The 18,434-nt window shown below is 69.1% G+C and carries 16 protein-coding genes and 2 pseudogenes; 5 read left to right on the plus strand and 13 right to left on the minus strand.

All coding sequences use genetic code 11. The annotated features are described in order from the left end of the window. Positions 1-56: 56 nt before the first annotated feature. Positions 57-692 (plus strand): M15 family metallopeptidase, encoded by a 636-nt coding sequence (locus ACFY4A_RS24690; protein ID WP_390831519.1) that lies wholly within the window; start codon positions 57-59, stop codon positions 690-692. Here the strand turns inward: ACFY4A_RS24690 and ACFY4A_RS24695 are convergent. The 3 genes from ACFY4A_RS24695 to ACFY4A_RS24705 all read right to left on the minus strand — a co-directional run bounded on the left by ACFY4A_RS24695 (position 668) and on the right by ACFY4A_RS24705 (position 5,717). Further along, positions 668-3,766 (minus strand): AAA domain-containing protein, encoded by a 3,099-nt coding sequence (locus tag ACFY4A_RS24695; protein WP_390831520.1) that lies wholly within the window; start codon positions 3,764-3,766, stop codon positions 668-670. The genes ACFY4A_RS24690 and ACFY4A_RS24695 overlap by 25 nt on opposite strands. Beyond that, positions 3,691-4,125, minus strand: coding sequence for a hypothetical protein (locus ACFY4A_RS24700; protein ID WP_390831521.1), 435 nt, complete (start codon positions 4,123-4,125; stop codon positions 3,691-3,693). The genes ACFY4A_RS24695 and ACFY4A_RS24700 overlap by 76 nt, the downstream gene beginning before the upstream one ends. Before the next feature lie 398 nt (positions 4,126-4,523). Further along, a complete protein-coding gene (locus ACFY4A_RS24705) occupies positions 4,524-5,717 on the minus strand; it encodes a hypothetical protein (protein WP_390831522.1) in 1,194 nt (397 codons plus the stop codon). A gap of 70 nt (positions 5,718-5,787) precedes the next feature. Here ACFY4A_RS24705 and ACFY4A_RS24710 point away from each other — a divergent pair. Continuing rightward, a pseudogene (locus tag ACFY4A_RS24710) lies at positions 5,788-6,257 on the plus strand (TetR/AcrR family transcriptional regulator); the annotation flags it as partial. Continuing rightward, positions 6,203-7,126, plus strand: a pseudogene (locus tag ACFY4A_RS24715) (lipid II flippase MurJ); the annotation flags it as partial. The pseudogenes ACFY4A_RS24710 and ACFY4A_RS24715, both read left to right, overlap by 55 nt. Positions 7,127-7,185: 59 nt before the next feature. Here the strand turns inward: ACFY4A_RS24715 and ACFY4A_RS24720 are convergent. From ACFY4A_RS24720 to ACFY4A_RS24745, 6 genes are all read right to left on the minus strand, one after another. Then, positions 7,186-7,968 (minus strand): thioesterase II family protein, encoded by a 783-nt coding sequence (locus ACFY4A_RS24720; protein ID WP_390831523.1) that lies wholly within the window; start codon positions 7,966-7,968, stop codon positions 7,186-7,188. Continuing rightward, the gene (locus tag ACFY4A_RS24725) at positions 7,965-8,633 is read right to left on the minus strand and encodes a TetR family transcriptional regulator (RefSeq protein WP_390831524.1); all 669 of its coding nucleotides are present in this window, start codon (positions 8,631-8,633) and stop codon (positions 7,965-7,967) included. Before ACFY4A_RS24725 ends, ACFY4A_RS24720 begins: the two co-directional genes overlap by 4 nt. Continuing rightward, entirely contained in the window at positions 8,617-9,264 is a 648-nt protein-coding gene (locus tag ACFY4A_RS24730; RefSeq protein ID WP_390831525.1) for a helix-turn-helix domain-containing protein, read from the minus strand. The genes ACFY4A_RS24725 and ACFY4A_RS24730 overlap by 17 nt, the downstream gene beginning before the upstream one ends. Before the next feature lie 191 nt (positions 9,265-9,455). Continuing rightward, complete coding sequence (locus tag ACFY4A_RS24735) at positions 9,456-9,746, minus strand: acyl carrier protein (RefSeq protein ID WP_390831526.1); 291 nt, start codon at positions 9,744-9,746, stop codon at positions 9,456-9,458. A 159-nt stretch (positions 9,747-9,905) separates the two neighbouring features. Continuing rightward, positions 9,906-10,598 carry a 4'-phosphopantetheinyl transferase family protein gene (locus tag ACFY4A_RS24740; protein WP_390831527.1) on the minus strand — a complete coding sequence of 231 codons (693 nt, stop codon included), beginning with the start codon at positions 10,596-10,598 and terminating at the stop codon, positions 9,906-9,908. Beyond that, positions 10,595-11,878, minus strand: a complete 1,284-nt coding sequence (locus ACFY4A_RS24745) for a cation:proton antiporter (RefSeq protein WP_390831528.1) — start codon at positions 11,876-11,878, stop codon at positions 10,595-10,597. Before ACFY4A_RS24745 ends, ACFY4A_RS24740 begins: the two co-directional genes overlap by 4 nt. Before the next feature lie 433 nt (positions 11,879-12,311). Here ACFY4A_RS24745 and ACFY4A_RS24750 point away from each other — a divergent pair, with 433 nt between their 5' ends. Further along, the gene (locus ACFY4A_RS24750; RefSeq protein WP_390831529.1) at positions 12,312-13,448 is read left to right on the plus strand and encodes an acyl-CoA dehydrogenase family protein; all 1,137 of its coding nucleotides are present in this window, start codon (positions 12,312-12,314) and stop codon (positions 13,446-13,448) included. Continuing rightward, the gene (locus ACFY4A_RS24755; RefSeq protein WP_390831530.1) at positions 13,445-14,911 is read left to right on the plus strand and encodes an amino acid adenylation domain-containing protein; all 1,467 of its coding nucleotides are present in this window, start codon (positions 13,445-13,447) and stop codon (positions 14,909-14,911) included. The genes ACFY4A_RS24750 and ACFY4A_RS24755 overlap by 4 nt, the downstream gene beginning before the upstream one ends. Positions 14,912-15,424: 513 nt before the next feature. Here the strand turns inward: ACFY4A_RS24755 and ACFY4A_RS24760 are convergent. The 4 genes from ACFY4A_RS24760 to ACFY4A_RS24775 all read right to left on the minus strand — a co-directional run bounded on the left by ACFY4A_RS24760 (position 15,425) and on the right by ACFY4A_RS24775 (position 18,408). Further along, complete coding sequence (locus ACFY4A_RS24760; protein ID WP_390831531.1) at positions 15,425-16,096, minus strand: response regulator transcription factor; 672 nt, start codon at positions 16,094-16,096, stop codon at positions 15,425-15,427. 202 nt (positions 16,097-16,298) lie between these two features. Then, on the minus strand, positions 16,299-16,922 hold the full coding sequence (locus ACFY4A_RS24765) for a TetR family transcriptional regulator (protein WP_390831532.1): 624 nt from the start codon (positions 16,920-16,922) through the stop codon (positions 16,299-16,301). A 26-nt stretch (positions 16,923-16,948) separates the two neighbouring features. After that, positions 16,949-17,686 (minus strand): ABC transporter permease, encoded by a 738-nt coding sequence (locus ACFY4A_RS24770; protein WP_390831534.1) that lies wholly within the window; start codon positions 17,684-17,686, stop codon positions 16,949-16,951. Then, complete coding sequence (locus ACFY4A_RS24775) at positions 17,686-18,408, minus strand: ABC transporter ATP-binding protein (RefSeq protein WP_390831536.1); 723 nt, start codon at positions 18,406-18,408, stop codon at positions 17,686-17,688. The genes ACFY4A_RS24770 and ACFY4A_RS24775 overlap by 1 nt, the downstream gene beginning before the upstream one ends. Positions 18,409-18,434 lie beyond the last annotated feature (26 nt).

Consider the following 18,434-nt stretch of genomic DNA (forward strand, 5'->3'; position numbering starts at 1 on the left):
CCTGTCGCGCCGCTCCTCTTTTAGCGTCGAAGGAGACGTAGTTGAAGATCGTGCTGATGTCCGACCCTCGAGTCGCCGCCATCCCCGTTCAGGACTGCGGCGAGGAACTCATCGACATACGGGCGTCCGGCCTGTTCCTCGTCGATCAACTCAAGCAGGACTCCGACGGCCACTTCGCGCACCTGCGGCACGGGCTCATCGAGCGCCTGGAACACGCCCAGCGACTGCTTCCCACTGAGTTCCGCCTGCTCGTCGTCGAGGGGTACCGGCCTCCGGCGCTCCAGCGGGCGTACTTCGAGGAGTACGCGACCAAGCTGCGTCGCGGAAACCCCGACTGGAGCGACAGCCGCGTCCACGAGGCCGCAAGCCGCTACGTCTCCCCACCGGAGATCGCGCCGCACAGCGCCGGCGCGGCCGTCGACCTGACCCTCGCCGCCCCGGACGGCCAGGAGGTGGACATGGGGACGAGGATGAACGCCTCCCCAGAGGAAAGCGACGGCGCCTGCTACACCCACGCGAACTCGATCAGCGGCGCTGCCTGGGCCCATCGCGACACGCTCTGCCGCGTCATGTCAGCCGCCGGTTTTGTGAACTATCCAACGGAGTGGTGGCATTTCAGCTACGGAGACCGATACTGGGCCCTCCACACCGGCCAGGCAGCCGCCGTCTACGGACCACGCGACCGCACGTAAGCAGCAGCTATCAGCAGTACCGCGAGGGAGCGCGACATCGTGAGCAAGCCGACCGCCGTCCTGCTCATCGGGATCACCGGCTCCGGCGCGTCTCCGACGATGATCAGCCCGAACCGGGCGCGGGAGAGGGCGACATTGATGCGCCGCCAGTAGGGCTGCCCCAGGAACCCGAACCGGCCGTCGGAGTTGCTGCGGGTCACGCAGAAGACCGCGAGGTCGCACTCGCGGCCCTGCACGGCATCGACAGAGAGCACCTCGGGCGTAAAGTGCCTCAGCTTCTTCTTGGCCAGCTGCTTCTTGAGCGTCTCGACCTGACGGCCGTAGGGCGCGATGACCAGAACCTCCAGAGGCTTGCCGCCGGGCGGCTGGATCACCCCCTTCCCGATCGCGTAGTCGATGACCTCCAGACGTTTCTCCGCGATCTGCGCCTCAAGCCGGTTGGAAACGCTGGTCTCGATGCCGGACCGCTCCGTCTCACGCCGCCCCGGATGAAAGCTGGTGTCCATCCAGAGCACAGGCCGGTTGATGCCCCTGTACCCCGGCAGCTCGTGCGGATTGGGAGAGAGCAGCTCGTTGTCGTAGAAGCAGCTGCTGATCATGTTGCCGATGGCGGGTGTCATCCTGTACTGCTCGCGCAGCAGGTGCTTGACCGGCGGCTGTGTATTGTCCGCCAGGTGCTGGAACAGGGTCGTCTGCACGATCTCCGGGGTCAGCTGGTGGTCTTCCATGGCCTTGCCGTTGCGCAGCAGGTCCTCGTCGATCGGCGGGAGCTGCCTGGTGTCCCCCACCAGCACCCACCGCTTCGCGCGGGCCAGCGGGACCAGCGCCTCGGTCGCGGTCGCTTTCGACGCCTCGTCGAAGATGCACAGCTCGAAGTCCAAGGCACGTGCTGCCGGATGCCCTAAGAAGCCCAGGGCCGTGCCGCCCACCACGTTCCGGGTCCGCAGGAAACTGGCGATCAGGTGCGGGTCGCTGCCGATCCGCTTGAGCCATTCGCCCTGCAGGCGCAGCAGCCGCATGAGGTCCTGTCCGGGGCCCGCTGCCGGAAACAGGGCCTCGACGGCGTCCCGGCACTCCCGCGCGGTCATGGCCTCGCGCAGGGTGAGGTCACCGTCCAGGGCGCTCTGGATCTCGGCGACCAGGACCGCGCGCTGTTCGAGGAGTGTCTCCCGGCGGGCACCGACGGTGACCGCTTCCTCTCCCAGTTCCCGCGCGGAGGTGGTGCGGTCGGGCAGAGGCTGAGCGGTCAGTTCCGCGAGCCGGGCCTCGACGTGCGCGAGGTCGGTAGCGACGGCGGCCGCCTCCTCCAGCAGGAGTGCCGCCTTCAGGTGCCGTGCCTCCAGGTTCTGCCGGGTTGCGACCGCTTCCAGGTGCCTCTCCGCCCGGGCCCGAACGCTCTGCGTCCACCTCTTGACCTGCCGGTCCAGCAGCAGCGCTTGCGCGGCGGGATCGATGCGCGGATCGTCGGGGCGGCCCAGGCGCACCAACCCGTCGATACCCGCCTCCTCCAGTCGGCGCAGTGCGTTGTCGATGGCGATGTGGCTCTGGCTGACGATGAGGATCCGTGCGTCCGGCTTGCGGCTGAGGGTCTGCTCGACGATCTCCGCGATCACCGTGGTCTTGCCGGTGCCGGGCGGGCCCTCGACCAGCACCAGGTCCTGCGTCCCCAGCGCGCGCACGACGACATCCCGTTTACTCTGGTCGAGGTCGGCGCGGACCCAGGAGGTGACCTCGACCGGAGGCAGGACCGGCATCCCCTGCGGATCCTCGATGATCTTACCCAGATGGGGGTTGCTGCTCTGCTGAGCGGCGACCATGGACAGCGCGTCACGCTGCCGGTTGATGGCGCTCTGGCTGGGACCGAGGAAGGGCAGCAGGTAACCGCGGCGCGGCAGCGTCGTCTTGGCACGGGTCATCCGGAGCTGGATGGTGTCCTCGGTGCGACCGGTGACAACACCCCGGTCGATGGGCCGGCTGTAGGGGTATTCCACGACCGACCACTCGTCGCCGATCTCTACCACCGTTTCTGTGGCGCCCAAGCGGAAGAGCCGCGTGTACGAGGTGCCCTCCGTCCTGTCGTAGGCGACAGGCTGCCGCCCGTTCGCCGCGATCTCCTCGCGGGCGTCCAGGACGTGCCGCCAGCCGTCGAAGAGGTCCCCGAGGTTCTGCCGCCGGTCCCCGCGCCCCTTCTCCTCGCGGGCCTCCACATGCGTGTCGAGGCCCGCCAGCAGCACGTTCAGCCCGCGGTTGGCCGGGTCCTCGCCGGGATCGTAGAAGGTCCAGCTCAGAATCGGATCAAGCTTGAGCGCAGACTCCCGGCGCTTCGCCAGCCACTCCTCCGGCCGCTCTTCCGCGGACACGATGACGCACCGGTCGGAGTTGTGGTCGTCGCCGACCATGCGAAGGAACAGCTTCCGGCCGAAGACCCGCACCGTCTCGGCGTCGACCTCTTTCGTGGCCGGGTTCCAACCGTAATCGACGTGCACCGTGCCCGAGATATCGGACATCACCTCCGACTTGGCGCGCGCCATGACCTGGTCGAGGCTCAGCTCCTCGCCCTCCGGCACGGTGACGAGCTTCTCTGCGGCGGCCTTGGTCATCTTCAGCCACACCGAGTTGCGCTGCCGCGCGTCACGGTTGCCGCACCGTCGCTCCGCCTCCAGCAGCTGGTGCTCCAGCACGATGGCGTTGGCCGGCCTCTTCTGCGGTTCGAGGTCGATGCAGGACTTCAGAATCGCGCGGACATCGGTGTCCATCTCCAGCTCGTCCAGCGCGGACAGCAGTCCGGGGTAGTCGCGGGCCTTGCTGTTGGACAGGACCTGGATGGCCAGGACGGCGTACGCGTAGACGTCCCTGACCCAGCCGACGCTGCTCTTCTCCAACGGCTTGTACAGACTTGAACCGTAGTCAGCGACCGTGTGGTCCGTCGCGGGCGCCGCCGCCGTCTCCACGACCTTGGCGATCCCGAAGTCGGCGAGTTTGACCGTGCCGTCACTGGTCAGGAGGACATTCCCGGGCTTGATGTCCCGGTGCTCCACCCGCTGCTCGTGAGCGTAGGCGAGAGCAGATGCCAACGGCCCGCCGATCCGGGCGAAGTAGGCCGGCCAGTCCAGCGGCCGGCCCCACTCATCTCGTCCTTCAGACTCCTGTCGACCCACTCCAGGACGATGAAGTACTGCTCCAGCCCCTCGTCCCAGCCCGAGTCCAGCATCCGCACGATGTTCGGATGGGTCAGCGCCCGCAACGAGGCCGTCTCGCGGTCGAGGAAGATCCGCGTGCTCTCCTCGTCGTCGCGCCGCTTGAGCAGTTTCACCGCCGCGTACGCGCCCTCCGGGCTCAGGACATCCACTGCCTTGCGCACCTCGGACATACCGCCCTGGCGCTTCTCCGCCTGCGGCAGCAGATGAAACCGCCCGTTGATCATGCCGGTCACACGCGGCTCCTCACCCAGCAACTGCCCTTCACCTTCAAGTCCTTGACCATCATCTCAATAGACCATCGCCTCCGATACGGCTTCGTCTCCAAACGGCAAGGAAACCAACCATCAGGGATGAGACGACACCACCCACCCGCCACCGCGTGCGGCACAACATCGCTCCGCCGTGCCGCGGCCGACATCCCAGAGCACGCGCGCACAGCGCCCATAGGTTCCTCACGGACCAGCGAAATCCCAGAAAGGACCACGTCGCACGACATGCCACAACCGAACGCAGAAGCACACGGATGTGCGGCTACGGGGTACTCACCAGCCCCTCGCCTCCCTGGCACACTTGCGCTTCGACACCGCCCTCATCGGCTGCTGCGGACTGAGCGCGGCCGACGTGACTGCCTTCAAGGAGCAGCCAGGAGAGGAGCAGAGTGAAGGGCTGTCACAACGTCAGGCTCAGCGAGATCCGTATCGTCCGGTGCTGACGCACTGCTGACCTCCTTCTCCTCGGCTGAATCTGGAGCCTCACCAGACCCTGCCGCAACAGCAGGGGGTGAGAAAAACGGCCCAAAACCTGCAGAGGATGCTCCCGGACGTCGTCGGCGACGGCACGGCCGTGCGCGGCAGCCACCGTCGGCGCCCTCAGCACCTGGACCGGTGCACCACCTCCGCGCGATGGGAGGTGTTCCGTCGGTCACCGTCCGGGCCATTCCCGGACCAAATTGGCGGCCACCACCGACAGCACTATCGTTTCCGCAGATCAAAGCAGTCATCCTGCGTGTACCACCAGCAGACGAAGAACCTTCTTTGTAGCTATTCCCCGAAGAAACTTGGGTTCTTCTAGACCCGGACTTCGCGGGTCGCCTTTTTAGGTCTGTGGCCAGCGGGTTCGTGTGATGTCGGTGTCGAGGAAGGTCGAGGAGGTGGAGTTGGACGCCGCGGGTGATCTGGACGGTGGGCGGGTCGGTGACGCTGCCGATGCGCAGGGTGTATTCGCCAAGGTGGTAGAAGATCACGCGGCCGGTGGGGCGGACCCGCCGGTTGTCGGGGTAGAGACCGGTCATGGTCTGCTCGGGGCCGAGCGCGCGTCTGACCTGTCGCTCGATCAGGCAGAAGACGAGCAGGGCAAGGCAGATGACCTGGATCAGGGCGGCGACGCGCCGGTTGTGCTGGACGAAGACCGGTGCGACCGCGAGGGGGCCCTTGAAGTCGTGGTAGCGGCGCTCGACCGCGCTCTGGCCTTTGTAGTGGATCAGGACCTGGGCCGGCCCGGCCTGCTCGGCGGGGATGCTGGTCAGCAATGCGTACCAGCCGTCGACGGCTGCTTCGGCGTCCAGGGCGTCCTGGTCGAAGTGCCAGGCCAGGGCAGGGGTGCCGTGTTCGTCGGTGGTGATGCTCCAGCGCAGACAGGCGGTGACGCGGCGCTTGGCGGCGACGACCCCGGCCCGGGCCGCGATTTTCTCGCGGGTCTTGTAGTGCCGGCCGCCCGCCGCACCGGCGAGCTTGTCCGTCTCCTCCCGGGCGCGCGCCAGACGCTTCTCGCGGGCCTGGCGCTGGCCCGCCGCGACGGCGGTGGAGTGGACCAGGATCCGGCGCACCCGGTACACCGGATCCCGTCTGCGGGGCCCGGCCAGGGGGTGGACGTCCTCCAGCACCCGGTGCGGACGTTTCTTCCGGTACTTCGCGTCCAAGGAGGACGTCGTCGTCCAGTTCCTGTCCGGCATGGGCGAGGCGATGCGTGCGGAGTTGGCGGCCCGCCCCGCCGACGAGCCCCCCTCGGTCGCCCTGCGGCACACCGTCCAGGTGCCGGTCGCCGAGTGCGCCGGCCGCTCCGACCACGCCGAACCCGCCCTGCGCGTGGTCCGGTTGATCCTGCGCACCCGGCCCTGCGCGCCCGTTTCCTGGAGCGCCAGGCCCAGTGGCGCGACGACCTCGCGGTGGAACTCAGCCACCGCCTGCCGCCCGGCCCCGATCCCGATCTGCGCGCACGGCTGGCCGCCGGGGTGACGCTCACCGCCTTCGACACGGTCCTGCAGCGCCGGAGCGACAGCGACGGCACCCAGGACCCGGCCGCCCTCACTGACCGCGCGTTCGCACAGTCGTCCTGCTGGGCATGTTCGGCGCCTACCTGGGCCTGATGACCGTGCCGGAGCGGGTCGAGGACATCACCGACGCCCAGGTCCGCCTGCTGGGCCTCGGCACGACGGCCGGCATCGCGGTGCAGGCCCTCGCCCTGGTCCCCGTCGCCCGCGCGGCCGGGTTCCGCTTCCGCCCGCGCTTCGACTGGCGCGGCTCGGGTCTGGGCTCCGGTGTCCACGCCGCCAAGTGGACCCTGCTGTTCGTGCTGACCAACCTCGTCGCCCTGACGGGTCGTCACCAATTTCGCCAACGCGGCCGACCAGGCACTGCCCGACGCCGGTGTGGGCTACACGGCGTACACGTACGCGCAGACGATCTGAATGCTGCCGCAGTCGGTGGTGACCGTCTCCCTGGTGACCGCGCTGCTGCCGCGCATGAGCCGGGCCGCGGCGGAGGGACGGATCGCCGACCTGCGCGCGGACCTGTCCCGGGGGCTGCGGGTGAGCGGTCTCGTCATCGTGCCCGCGGCCTTCCTCTTCCTGGCCCTGGGCCCGCGGATCTCCACGCTGCTGTTCGCGCACGGCGCCGCCGACGCGGCCTCCGCGCAGCCGCTCGGGCACATGCTCCAGGCCTTCGGCCTCGGCCTGATCCCGTTCTCGCGCAGTACCTGCTGCTGCGCGGCTTCTACGCCATCGAGGACACCCGCACCCCGTTCTTCCTGGCGGTCTGGATCGCGGTGGTGAACGTCGCCCTGGCCACCGTCTGCCACCTGCTGCTGCCCGCTCGCTGGGCGGTCACCGGCATGGCCGGCGCCTACGCCCTGTCCTACCTGGCCGGCCTCGTCCTCACCTCACGGCTGCTGCGCAGGAGAACCGGCGCCCGCCTCGACACGGGGGCGCTGCGACGCGCGTACACCAGGCTGGTCTGCGGTGATCGTCGGCGTCGTTCGCGGGCGGGTAGCGGCTCGTGGCGGTGCCTGGTCAGCCCTCACACGCCTAGGGTGCTGTGCGCCGCGAGCCCGCCCAACGTCCGCCGGACCCACTCCAGGTAGTCCGGGTTCCCCGTCAGCATGTGGCCTCCCCGGATGGTCTCGACCTCGCAGCCGCCCGTGGTCTCCTCCTCCCATCGGCGCAGCCCCGCCGGATCGGCCAGCGGGTCGGTCTCACCCGCCAGCGCGCGGATCGGGCAGCTCAGCACCGGATGGCGCCCGCGCCGGTAGAGCTCGGCGAGTCTTGCGTCGGCGCGCAGTACCGGGAGGAAGGGATCGATCAGGTCAGGATTGCCGAGCAGGGCGCGCGGCGCACCGTCGAGCCTCCGCAGCTGCTCGATCAGCCGGTCCTTGGGCAGACCGTAGAGCGGGAGCTGCGGGTGTGCGACGCCGGGGCCGTTGCGGCCGGAGACCAGAAGGGCGGCCGGCTCACCCAGGACGGGGCGCAGCGCGTGGGCCAGTTCGTAGGCGAGGAGCGCGCCGAAGCTGTGGCCGTACAGCACGTACGGACCGTCCGCCTCCGCGCTGATGCGCGCGGCGAGATCTCCGACGAGGGTGGTGAGGCGGTCGGGCAGGGGCTCCCCCCAGCGCGTGCCGCGGCCGGGAAGTTCCACGGGGTGAACGCGCGCGTGTGAGGCGATGCGGCGCTTCCACGGGGCGAAACCGGCGGCGCTGCCGCCGGCGTGCGGCAGGCAGAAGAGCTGGGGCCTCACCGGCTCGGCCCCCGCGTCCGCGACGGGTCCTGGCGGTGTTCCACCGCGGTCGGTTCCGTAGTCCTTCATGGTGCCTCTCCGAGACGGTCTGACGACGGCTGGGACGGGATGCCGACCGATGGCTGGACGGGCCCGGCCGGGCGCGGGCCGTGGTCGGCGAGGATGTGCCGGGCCACGGGCGCGAGGAGTGCGATCAGTTCATCCCGGTCGGCGGACGCCACGGGCTCGACGAGCGTGATGTGGCGTACCACCATCAGGCCGATCAGCTGGGCGCTGATCATGACGGTGTGCGGGCAGGGGCCGGCGGGATCCGGGAAAACCCGGCGCAGTACGTCGGCGAGGTGCTGCCCTGCGTCCGCGTGCGTCACCGAGCTGCGGATCAGGGCGAGAGCGGCGCTGCGCCGCTCCTCGGGCTCCCACAGCCGCAACCCGCGGCGGAGCAGTTCCTCTCCTGCGAGGCTCCCGCCGTCAGGTGCGGCGCCGTCCGCAGCTGACGCCAGGAGCCGACCGGCCTCACGCAGGGCCGCGGTGAGCACACCGTCCCGGGAGCCGAAGTAGTAGTGGACCAGGCTGGTGTTGACCGCGGCCCGGTGGGCGATGCCACGGATGGTGCTGCCTCCGTAGCCGTGCTCGGATATCTCCTCGCAGGCGGCCCGGAGGATGGTGGTACGGCTGGATGTGCCGTCCGGGCGGGGTCGCCGGGACCACTTGTCCGCCTCATCGCCGTCCGGCATCGAGGCCTCCGGCGGCAGAGACGGCCGCGAGTACCGCGTCGAGCTGGGACTCCAGACTGAACTCGTCGGCCTGACAGGTGGCTTCGCCGCTCGCGGCGACCAGCCGGTGCAGCGCTCCCGACTCGCACAGCACCGCCAGTCCCAGCATGTGGGCGGTGACGACGGCCCGGCCCGTCTCGCCGTACTCCGGCTCGTCGCGGTCCGAGCCGGAGGCCGACTCCTGGTCGCACAGCAGACCGGTGATGAAGGAGACCAGGCGGGACCCGGTCGGGCCGTCGGTCAGGGCGGAGGCCACCAGGGCCCGTCGGCCGAGCGGGTCGGTGTTCCACAGGGTCCTCAGCCGCTCGGTGAGTCGAGCGGCGTCGGCGCAGGTGTCACGGCGGGGGGCGTCGGGGAGCGAACGCTCCGTCATCGGGAAGCGGGGCGCCTCTTGGGTGCCGGCGGCACCCTGGGCGGTCTGAAGGGCCGTGCGCAGCAGGTGGCTCCTGGAGTCGAAGTAGTGGTGGATCAGCCGGATGTCCACCTGGGCGCGCCGGGCCACGCCGCGGGTAGAGGTGCCGTTGTAGCCATGTGCGGCCAGCTCCTCGCGTGCCGCGTCCAGGATGCGGTCTCTGGTCGGCCGACCGTTCATGGGCCACCCCCGCGGAGGCGAGATTCATCGGACAGTGAATTAATAGAGTAGCCAACCTCCGTACCAGGAACCACGCCTGGAGCGAGATATGGCCGACTTCGGCCACCGGCGGCGGGCCGGAACCGCGTGCGCCCGGCCCGACTGCCGTGTCGGACCGGGCCGCCGCCCGGGAGGCGGCAGACGGCGGGGGATCAGAGGGTGCCCGCCGGGTCGCCCTGCAGAGAGACGACCAGCCGCGAAATGGCGTCGAGGTTCTTGAAGTTCGCTCCGACGATTTTCTCCGGCGGAATGGAGACCCGGTAGCGCTCAAGAATGAAGGAGATCAGCTCCGCGGTGGTGAGCGAGGTGAGTATGCCCCATTCCAGAAGCGGAGTTCCGGGCTGCAGGCCGACTTCTCCCTCGGGAAGGAAGCGTTCCTCGACATAGCGTGTCAGCTCGGCGATGACCTCGTCGTACTCGTATGCGCTGGCGCTCTCCGACATTGCTGTGCCTCCGGGACTACAAGCCGTAAGGATGGGCTGGCGTGCGGACCGCGACGTCCGCGACCATCACGTTAGTCAGCACATTCGGGTTTTCTCTTCGGCTGCTTTGATGAACTCGAGACCGGTCCTTTAGGATGAGCCGCGCAGTAACTCACCGGTTCAGCCGGGCAGTTCCTCGGCCACGGCGGCGGCCACGTCGGGCCCCAGCGGAAGGTCATGGACGAGGAAGGTCCCGGCGCCGGGCCCGTCCACGCCCACCACGGCCGGGCCCCGCTCGTAGGGCCGTACGTCGAACCGCGCCATCCCGCCGGCGAGGCCGGTCCCGACGGCCTTGAGCACCGCCTCCTTCCGCGCCCAGCACTGGTAGAAGCGACGGCGGCGGAGCACCGGGTCCGCGTCCTGGGTGACGTGGGCCCGCTCGTCGGGGGCCAGACAGGTCGCCATCATTCCCTTGAACCCGCTGAGTGGCCTGATCCGTTCGACGTCGGCACCCACCCGCTGCCCCTGGGAGGCGACCGCGAGCAGCCAGGTGGCTCGGCTGCGCGAATGGCTGAAGCGCAGCGCGGTGGGCGGTGCCACGACACGCGGAGGGCCGTGCTCGCCGTCGCCGCAGCCCGGACAGCGCTCGCGGCCGAAACCGACGGCGTCGGCGGCGCAGTCCAGCAGTCCTGCGATGATCCGCCGGACCGCGGCATGGGCGCAGACGTAGTGCCCGGACTCGGCGGGGTCCCTGAAGCGCCGGGCGCGGTGCCGCTCCTCCCGCGAGAGCACCGCCCAGTCCCCGGCCGACGGTCGGAGCGCGGTCCCGTGCCACAGACTCAGGGAGCGTCCGACGCGCTGGGACGGTCTCACGGGCGGGCCTTCACGGCAGGAGCCGGCCCGACGCCGCTCCCGGCCGAAGCCGGAGTCCGATGCCCGCTCGCCCTGGGCGCGCCGGCGGCGCGGGTGATACCCAGCACGTGCAGGAGTGGCCCGGCCATGGCCGTGGTGACCAGCGCCATGATCACCATCATGGTGAACATCTCGGGCCCGATGACGCCCAGTTCCCGCCCGACGTTGAGGATGACGATCTCGGTGAGCCCACGGGTGTTCATCAACGTCGCGAACGCCCCGGCCTCCCGCCAGGACATCCCAGACATACGGGCGGGCAGCACCGCGCCGGCGTACTTGCCCAGGACGGCGACGCACAGGATCAGGGCGAGATACCCCAGTCCCACCAGGCCCAGCGCTCCCACGTCCACCGAAAGGCCGGTGACGACGAAGAAGACCGGCAGCAGCAGCGCCACGATTCCGCTCAAGGGGGCTGAGACGTTCGCGTGCAGCTCCTCCCGGGCCTCACGCGGCATGACGAGACCGAAGGCGAACGCTCCGAAGATAGCGTGGATGCCGATCCAGGAGGTCACCCAGGCGGACAGGAAGACACCGGAGGCGATCAGGGCGAGCGTGTTCGCACCGGACGACGCCCTCGACGACCGCCTGACCGCGAAACGGAGCAGGGGCCTGACGACGCGTGCCATCACCAGCCCATACGCGACGGTGAGGCCGACGACGGTGAGGAAGTTCGCCGGGCTGCCCGCTTCGGAGACCGCCACGACCAGCACCAGCACGCACCAGGCCAGTACGTCTCCCACCGCGGCGCAGGCCATCGCCGTGGTTCCCACGCGAGTCCCGCTGAGCCCGCTGTCCGTGATGATGCGGGCCAGCACCGGGAAGGCCGTGATCGCGAACGCCGTGCTCAGGAAGAGTACGAACGCGGTCGTGCTCCGCCCGCTGCCAGCGTAGCGCTCGGCGAGCAGGGCCGCCGCCCCGGCGCCGATCAACAACGGCGTCGCCATGGACAGACCGGCCATCACGCCGACGGACCTGCCACGGCTGCGCAGCTGGCCCACATCCATCTCCCAGCCCGCGAGGAACATGAAGGCGAGCAGCCCGACCTGAGCCACGGCGGAGAGCATCGGCAGAGCGTCGTAAGGAAACAACCGCTCGGTCAAGTCCCCCGGCAACAAGCCGAGAACGCTCGGTCCGAGCGTGATGCCGATGGCGATCTCCGCCACCACCGGCGGCTGGCGGAGCCTTCGGCTCAGCCTGACGAACAGACGGCCAGCGAGCAGCACGATGGCCACATCGGCCATGGCTATCGCTTCCGTCGGAAGCCCCACCGCTGCCATTCGTCCTCCCAGACTTCTGGTCTGCCGTGCCGGTCCGGTGCGCACGGGGTGACGATTCTTGCGAGCCGGATCGCGCCGCCGCCATGGGCCGTGGGAGGGAAGCCCGCGGCGCCCATCAGTACTCCTGAGGGCCCCGAGAGGAGGAGACCCAGCAGAAGGGATGAATTCTGGGCAGGGCGGCCGCACCGCCTCGACGGGGCGTGGCAGGGTTTGCGTGCACAAGGCGTTCCGCCGGCTTTGCGTGTCGGCGTGAGGCGACGCGGAGCGGTCCCGTCGGCGGACCGATCCGATGCGGGAGCGCATGTGGCCGCGTGGCCTGCCCGTCGGCGCCGGACGTCTCCGCCACCCCGCCGGCGCACCGTGACGCGCCACCACACGACCAGTATCGGGGAGTCTCATGGATTTCGGCTGGACCGCTGATCAGGAAGGGCGCCATCGGCAGACGCTGGAGGCCGTCCGCCGTGCCTTCCCCGCCGGGCGGGTGCCACGGGAGCCCTTCAGCAGGACGGACTGGACGACGCTCGGACGTCTGGGTCTGCTGGGCGCTTGCGTGCCGGACAAGTACGGCGGGCTCGGGCTGGGCGCGTTGGACACCGCGCGGATGTACGAGGCTCTGGGCGAGGGATGCAGCGACACCGGGCTGGTCTTCGCGGCCAGCGCACACCTCTTCGCCTGCGCGGTGCCGATCGCGGAGTTCGGCTCCGACGACCTCAAGTCGCGGTGGCTGCCAGGCATCTGCTCCGGCGAGGTCGTCGCCGCCAATGCCATGACCGAGGCCGATGCGGGCTCCGACGTGTCCAGACTCCGGTTGACCGCGACCCAGGTGGACGGCGGCTACCTGCTGACCGGCGAAAAGAGCTTCGTCAGCAACGGCCCCGCCGCCGACCTCCTCGTCACCTACGCGACGACCGATCCGGAGGCCGGCCATCTCGGGCAGACCGCCTTCGCGGTACCCGCCCACACGGCGGGTATCCAGGCGGGAGAGCCTTTCGACAAGATGGGCCTGCGGTCCACGCCGGCCGGCACCGTGACCTTCACCGACTGCTTCGTGCCCACCGATCAGGTCCTCGGCGTTCCCGGGATGGGCGCAACGATCTTCCAGCACTCGATGGGCTGGGAGCGTGCCTGCCTCTTCGCGGGCTATGTCGGGATGATGGCCCGCATCGTCGATCGGACCGTGGAACACGCCCGCGAGCGGCGCCAGTTCGGCCGTCGGCTGGCCGACTTCCAGGCGGTGTCGCATCGCATCGTCGACATGGCGATGCGAAGGGAGAACGCCAGGCTGCTGCTGTATCGCGCCTGCTGGGAGATGGACCAGGGGCGGCCTGCCCGGCTGGCGGTGGCGCTGTCCAAACTCGCGGCGTCCGAGGGCGCCGTGGCCACCGCCCTGGACGCGATACGGATCTTCGGCGGGCGCGGATTCCTGGCGGATGCCGGCGTCGAGGCCGAGCTGCGCAATGCCGTGCCGAGCATCCTTTTCTCCGGCACCTCGGAGATCCAGAAGGAGCTGGCGGCGAAGGAGCTGGGGCTATGAGGCTGCATCAGCTGGTCGCCGACGCCGCCCTGCGCACCCCCGATGCCCTGGCGGTGCACGCCGCCGACGGGTGTGTGACCTACCGCGAACTGGACGCACTGGCGGATCGCTACAGTGCGGCGCTGACCGCGCGGGGCGTACGCCCGGGCGACCGGGTGGTGCTGTGGGCGGGGAAGAGCACACACGCCGTGGCGATGATGCAGGCCTGCCTGCGACGCGGGGCGATCTATGTGCCGGTGACCGAATCCAATCCCGCCGCCCGGATCACCCGGATCGGCCAGGGCTGCGGTTGCGCCCTCACGGTCACTGACGCGGCGGGTGCGGAGCGTGCCGCGGGAAGCCGGTGGACCGCCGGCACGCTGGTGACTTTCGAGGAGCTCCTGGCCGAAGGAGAAGGAGCGCCGCCGCCGGTCGGCGGTTCCCCCGACGACCCGGCCTACATCCTCTACACCTCGGGGTCGACCGGGGAGCCAAAGGGTGTGTGCCTGAGCCACCGCAACGCTCTCGCCTTCGTGACCTGGGCCTGCGAACAACTGGAGCTCGGGCCGCGGGACAGGCTCGCGAACCATGCTCCGTTCAACTTCGACCTCTCGGTCTTCGACTTGTACGCGGCGTTCCACTCGGGTGCGGCGGTCTATCTGATCTCACAGGAGATGGCCTACGCGCCGGAGCAGTTGGTGCGGTATCTGCGCCGGCACGAGCTGACCGTGTGGTATTCGGTGCCGTCGGTGCTGTCCTTGATGATGGCCAAGGGAGGGCTCTTCGACGAGGTGCCGCCTCCCGCCTTGCGCGTCTGCCTCTTCGCCGGAGAGCCCTTCCCGCTTCCACTGGTCCAGCAGTTGCGCGCCCAGTGGCCCGACGTGCGGATGTTCAACTGGTACGGCCCCACGGAGACGAATGTCTGCACCTCCTACGAGGTGACGGCGGACGATCTGCTGCGCTCCACACCCCTGCCGATCGGAACGGTCTGCTGCGGCGACTCGACGACGCTGGTCCCGCACGAGCGGGAAGGTGAGTACGAGCTGCTGATTTCCGGCCCGACGGTCATGCTGGGCTACTGGGGACGGGAACCGCATGCCGGTCCGTATCCGACCGGCGACATCGTGCGGGTCGGGGAGGACGGGAATCTCGAGTACACCGGCCGTCGCGACCACATGGTGAAGGTGCGCGGCCAGCGGGTGGAGCTCGGCGAGGTGGAAAGCGTGATCGGCGCCCATCCGGCGGTGGCGGACGCCGCCGTCTTGGTCATCGGGTCCGGCCTGGACGCGGCGCTCCACGCGGTGGTCACCAAGAAGGACCCGGAGGTGCCGCTCTCGCTGCTCGCACTCAAGGAGTGGTCGGCGCAGCGGCTGCCCTCGTACATGATCCTCGATGCCCTGCACGTGGTCGATGAATTGCCGCGCACGGAGAACGGCAAGAAGGACCGCAGACGGATGTCCCGGGACATCACAGAAGTTCGATGAATCACCAGCGAGAACACCGCCTCTGGTGATGCCGGGTTCTCGTGGCCGGCGGCGGAGTGGTCGCGGTCGTGTTCGCCGCCGGCCCTGTACGTGCGTCCCCTGCGAGGAGCCGGACCTCGACGGCCCGGCTCTCACGCGTGCAGCGGGCAGGAGTGGCCGCGTCGGGAATCTCGTTCAGGACGGCGGCGACGGCGCGTTCGGCGCCGGCGAGGGTCTTGCCGCCGCCGCGGCCGGTGGTGTCCACGGTGAGCACGGCGCCCTGCCTGGCCTCCAGCGGCTCCGTCCTGAAGGGGGCGCACCGGCCGACGCCGGGCGATCCACGCGGTCGGCAGAGTGCGCCCGCTCTTCCCCTCGCTCGGCAGCGGGTGCCCTCTTCGCGAGCCGCTCATCGGGAGGGGCACGGGCGACCAGGCCGTAGTGCGTCGGCCCGGCGTGGGTGACCAGGTGCAGCTCGAGCACGCATCGCGCCCGGTGTGGAGCCCGCGGAAATACGGGCTCCACGCTTCGCGCGGGTCACGCCAGTACCCCCGTGGACAGCCTCGGGGTCTGGACCATGCCGATCTCATAGGCGTAGATCACGGCATGCACCCGATTACGCAGATCGAGCTTGTCCAGCATGCGCTGAACATGCGATTTCACCGTGCTCTCACTTACATAAAGCACATCGGCAATCTCGGCATTACTGCAGCCGCGCGCAATGAGTCGGAGCACGTCCACCTCACGTCGCGTCAGCCTTCCCAATCCCTCATGCCCCGGATCCTCGTCCTCACGGTCCACCGGGTCCAGGTCGAGGAGTCTGCGTCCACGACAGGGGAAGAGCAGCGAGTATCCGGCTGCGACCAATCGGACCGCGGATACGATCTCCGCAGGTGAGGAGCGGTTGAGCAACAGGCCACGGGCACCGGCGCGCAGCAGTCGCTGCGCCTGCTCGTCGAATTCACCGACGAGGACCAGAGAAGCAGAATTCGGAGTCTCCACCCCTAAGAACCGAATCACCTCTGCCGCGTCCAGTGAATTCGTTTCCGAATCTATGACCGCTATGTCGGGCCGCTGACTCTCCACGCTGCTGGCGATCTGCAGAAGATCACCGGCATCTCCGGAAACCTCAAGTTCCGGTTTACCTTCGAAGAGCCTGCGGTAACCGGCTCTGACGACCGCCCTGTCACTGACGACTAATATGCGCATTCAGTACCCCCGCCTGGCGCCTCATCACTTAATCAAGGTAACATAGGGGGGTGGTTGTGAACATCCCCTTCGAAGATGTGGGCAGGGTTTGATTTCCGCACGACCGTACCGGATTAGTGGATCAACATAATGATCGGAAATTCCACGTCCGGCGCCCAATTGTGGTCGACGCTTGAAACCGCGGACGACGAACGTCCGGATTTCAGCCGGCCTTGAGGTCCGCCGCACCCAGATCGCCGAAGATGTAACGGCGGATGTTGGGGGCCATCGCCGCGACCACGACCTCGGTCGAGGCGTCCGCCAGCGGCTGGATGCGCAGCACGTATCGGGTCATCGCCAGACCGAAGAGTTGGCTCGAGACCAGGGATGCCCGCAGCGGCAGCTCCGCGGGGTCGACGGCCTCCTCCAGGCGGCGCACCACGCGCCGGGCGATCTGGGTGGAGAAGAACTCGCGGAGCAGCAGCGCCTGCCACGGATGGCCCACCGCGCCGCGCAGGAGCCCGAGGAAGGCGGGACCGCTCACCGGTCCCTCGCACACGCCGAGAAAAACACGCACCACGTTCTCCGGTGCGGCCTCGATGCCCTCCGCGAAGATCCTGTCCATCACCGCGCCGGGCTCGATGGGCGGCTTCACGACCTCGAGGAAGAGTTCGTCCTTGCTGCCGAAGTAGTGATGGACGAGCGCCGGGTCGACACCGGCGCTCGCCGCGATCTGGCGGATGGACGATCCGTCGTACCCGCGCTCGGCGAACGTGGCACGAGCGGCCTCCAGGATTGCGCCCCGTGTGTCCGGTTTGCCGGGCCGGCGGCCGCTACGTCTGCGCACGAGCACTCCTCGTTCCCCAATGACGACTAGGCGGTGCGCCGCCGCAGTGTCGCGGCGGCCAGCACCAGTGCCAACACCACACATCCCATCACGATGCCGTAGCCGCGCCACAGTTCGGCTGTCGCGTCGGCGTTCACCGCGATCTCCTGAAGCGCGTCCACTCCATGGGCCAGCGGCATGGCCTCACTGACGCCCTCCAGCCATCCTGCCATTTGCGTGCGCGGCACGAAGAGGCCGGATAGCAGGATCTGCGGCAGCACCACGATCGGCAGGAACTGCACCGCCTGGAACTCGGTCCGGGCAAAGGCGCTGCACAACAGGCCCAGGCCCACTCCAAGCAGGGCGTTGCCGACGGCGATCAGCACGACCAGTGCCCCGCTGCCCGTCGTGTCGAGGTCGAACAGCCAGTACGCGACCGTCGTCGCCACGGTGGCCTGCACGGTGGCGGCCAGACCGAAGGCGATGCCGTAGGCGAAGAGCAGGTCCAGCTTGCCGAGGGGGGTGGTGAAGAGCCGCTCCAGCGTTCCCGAGGCGCGCTCCCGCAGCATGGCGATGCTGGTCACCAGGAACATCAGCAGGAAGGGGAAGATCCCGAGCATGATCAGCAGGACCCGGTCGAGGACTCTGCCGTTCTCCTCGAACATGAAGTAGATGAGCGTGAGCAGCAGCAGCGGTGCGCCGATCAGCAGGCCCACGGAGCGCCGGTCGTGCCTGAGCTGCCCCAGGACCCGACCCACGGTGCTCATCATCAGCGCCATCGACATCACGCCACCTCCACCTTGTCCTGCTGGACCAGGGTGAGGAAGGCCCGGTCCAGATCGTCCGTCCCGGTCCGGCTCTTGATCGCGGCCGGTGTGTCGTCGGCGACGACCGCCCCCTCCCGGATGAGGATGAGCCGGTCGCACCGGTTCGCTTCGTCCATCACGTGACTGGACACCACCAGCGTGGTGCCGTCCGCCGCCAACTGGCGGAAGTGAGACCACAGTTCCTCGCGCAGCACCGGGTCGAGGCCGACCGTCGGCTCGTCGAGGATGAGCAGTTCGGGACGGCTGACGAGGGCGCAGGCGAGCGAGGCCCGGTTGTGCTGGCCGCCGGACAGGGTGCGGACGATCTGGCCGGCCTGCTCCTGCAGGCCCACCTCCTCTATCGCCTTCTCGGCCTCCGCCCGGCCGAGGCCGTAGAAGCTGGCGAAGTACCGGACGTTCTCCCGGACGGTCATGTCCGCATAGATGCTCGGCGACTGGGTGAAGTAGCCCACCTTCCGGCGCAGCGCCGGGGAACCCGCCTCCTCGCCGAGCACCGTGACCCGTCCCGACTTCACTCGCTGCACTCCCACGATCGAACGCAGCAGTGTGGTCTTGCCACTGCCGCTCGGTCCGAGCAGCCCGGTGATCCCGCCGCGGGGGATGTGGGCACACAGGCCGTGCAGCACCTCCTTGCCGCCACGGATCACCACGAGGTCCTGGACCTCAATCGCGGAATTCATGTGCCCTCTCCTCGCCCCGAAGGAAA

Origin of the sequence: Streptomyces sp. NPDC001292 (assembly GCF_042896465.1) — a bacterium.
Classification (GTDB): Bacteria; Actinomycetota; Actinomycetes; order Streptomycetales; family Streptomycetaceae; genus Streptomyces.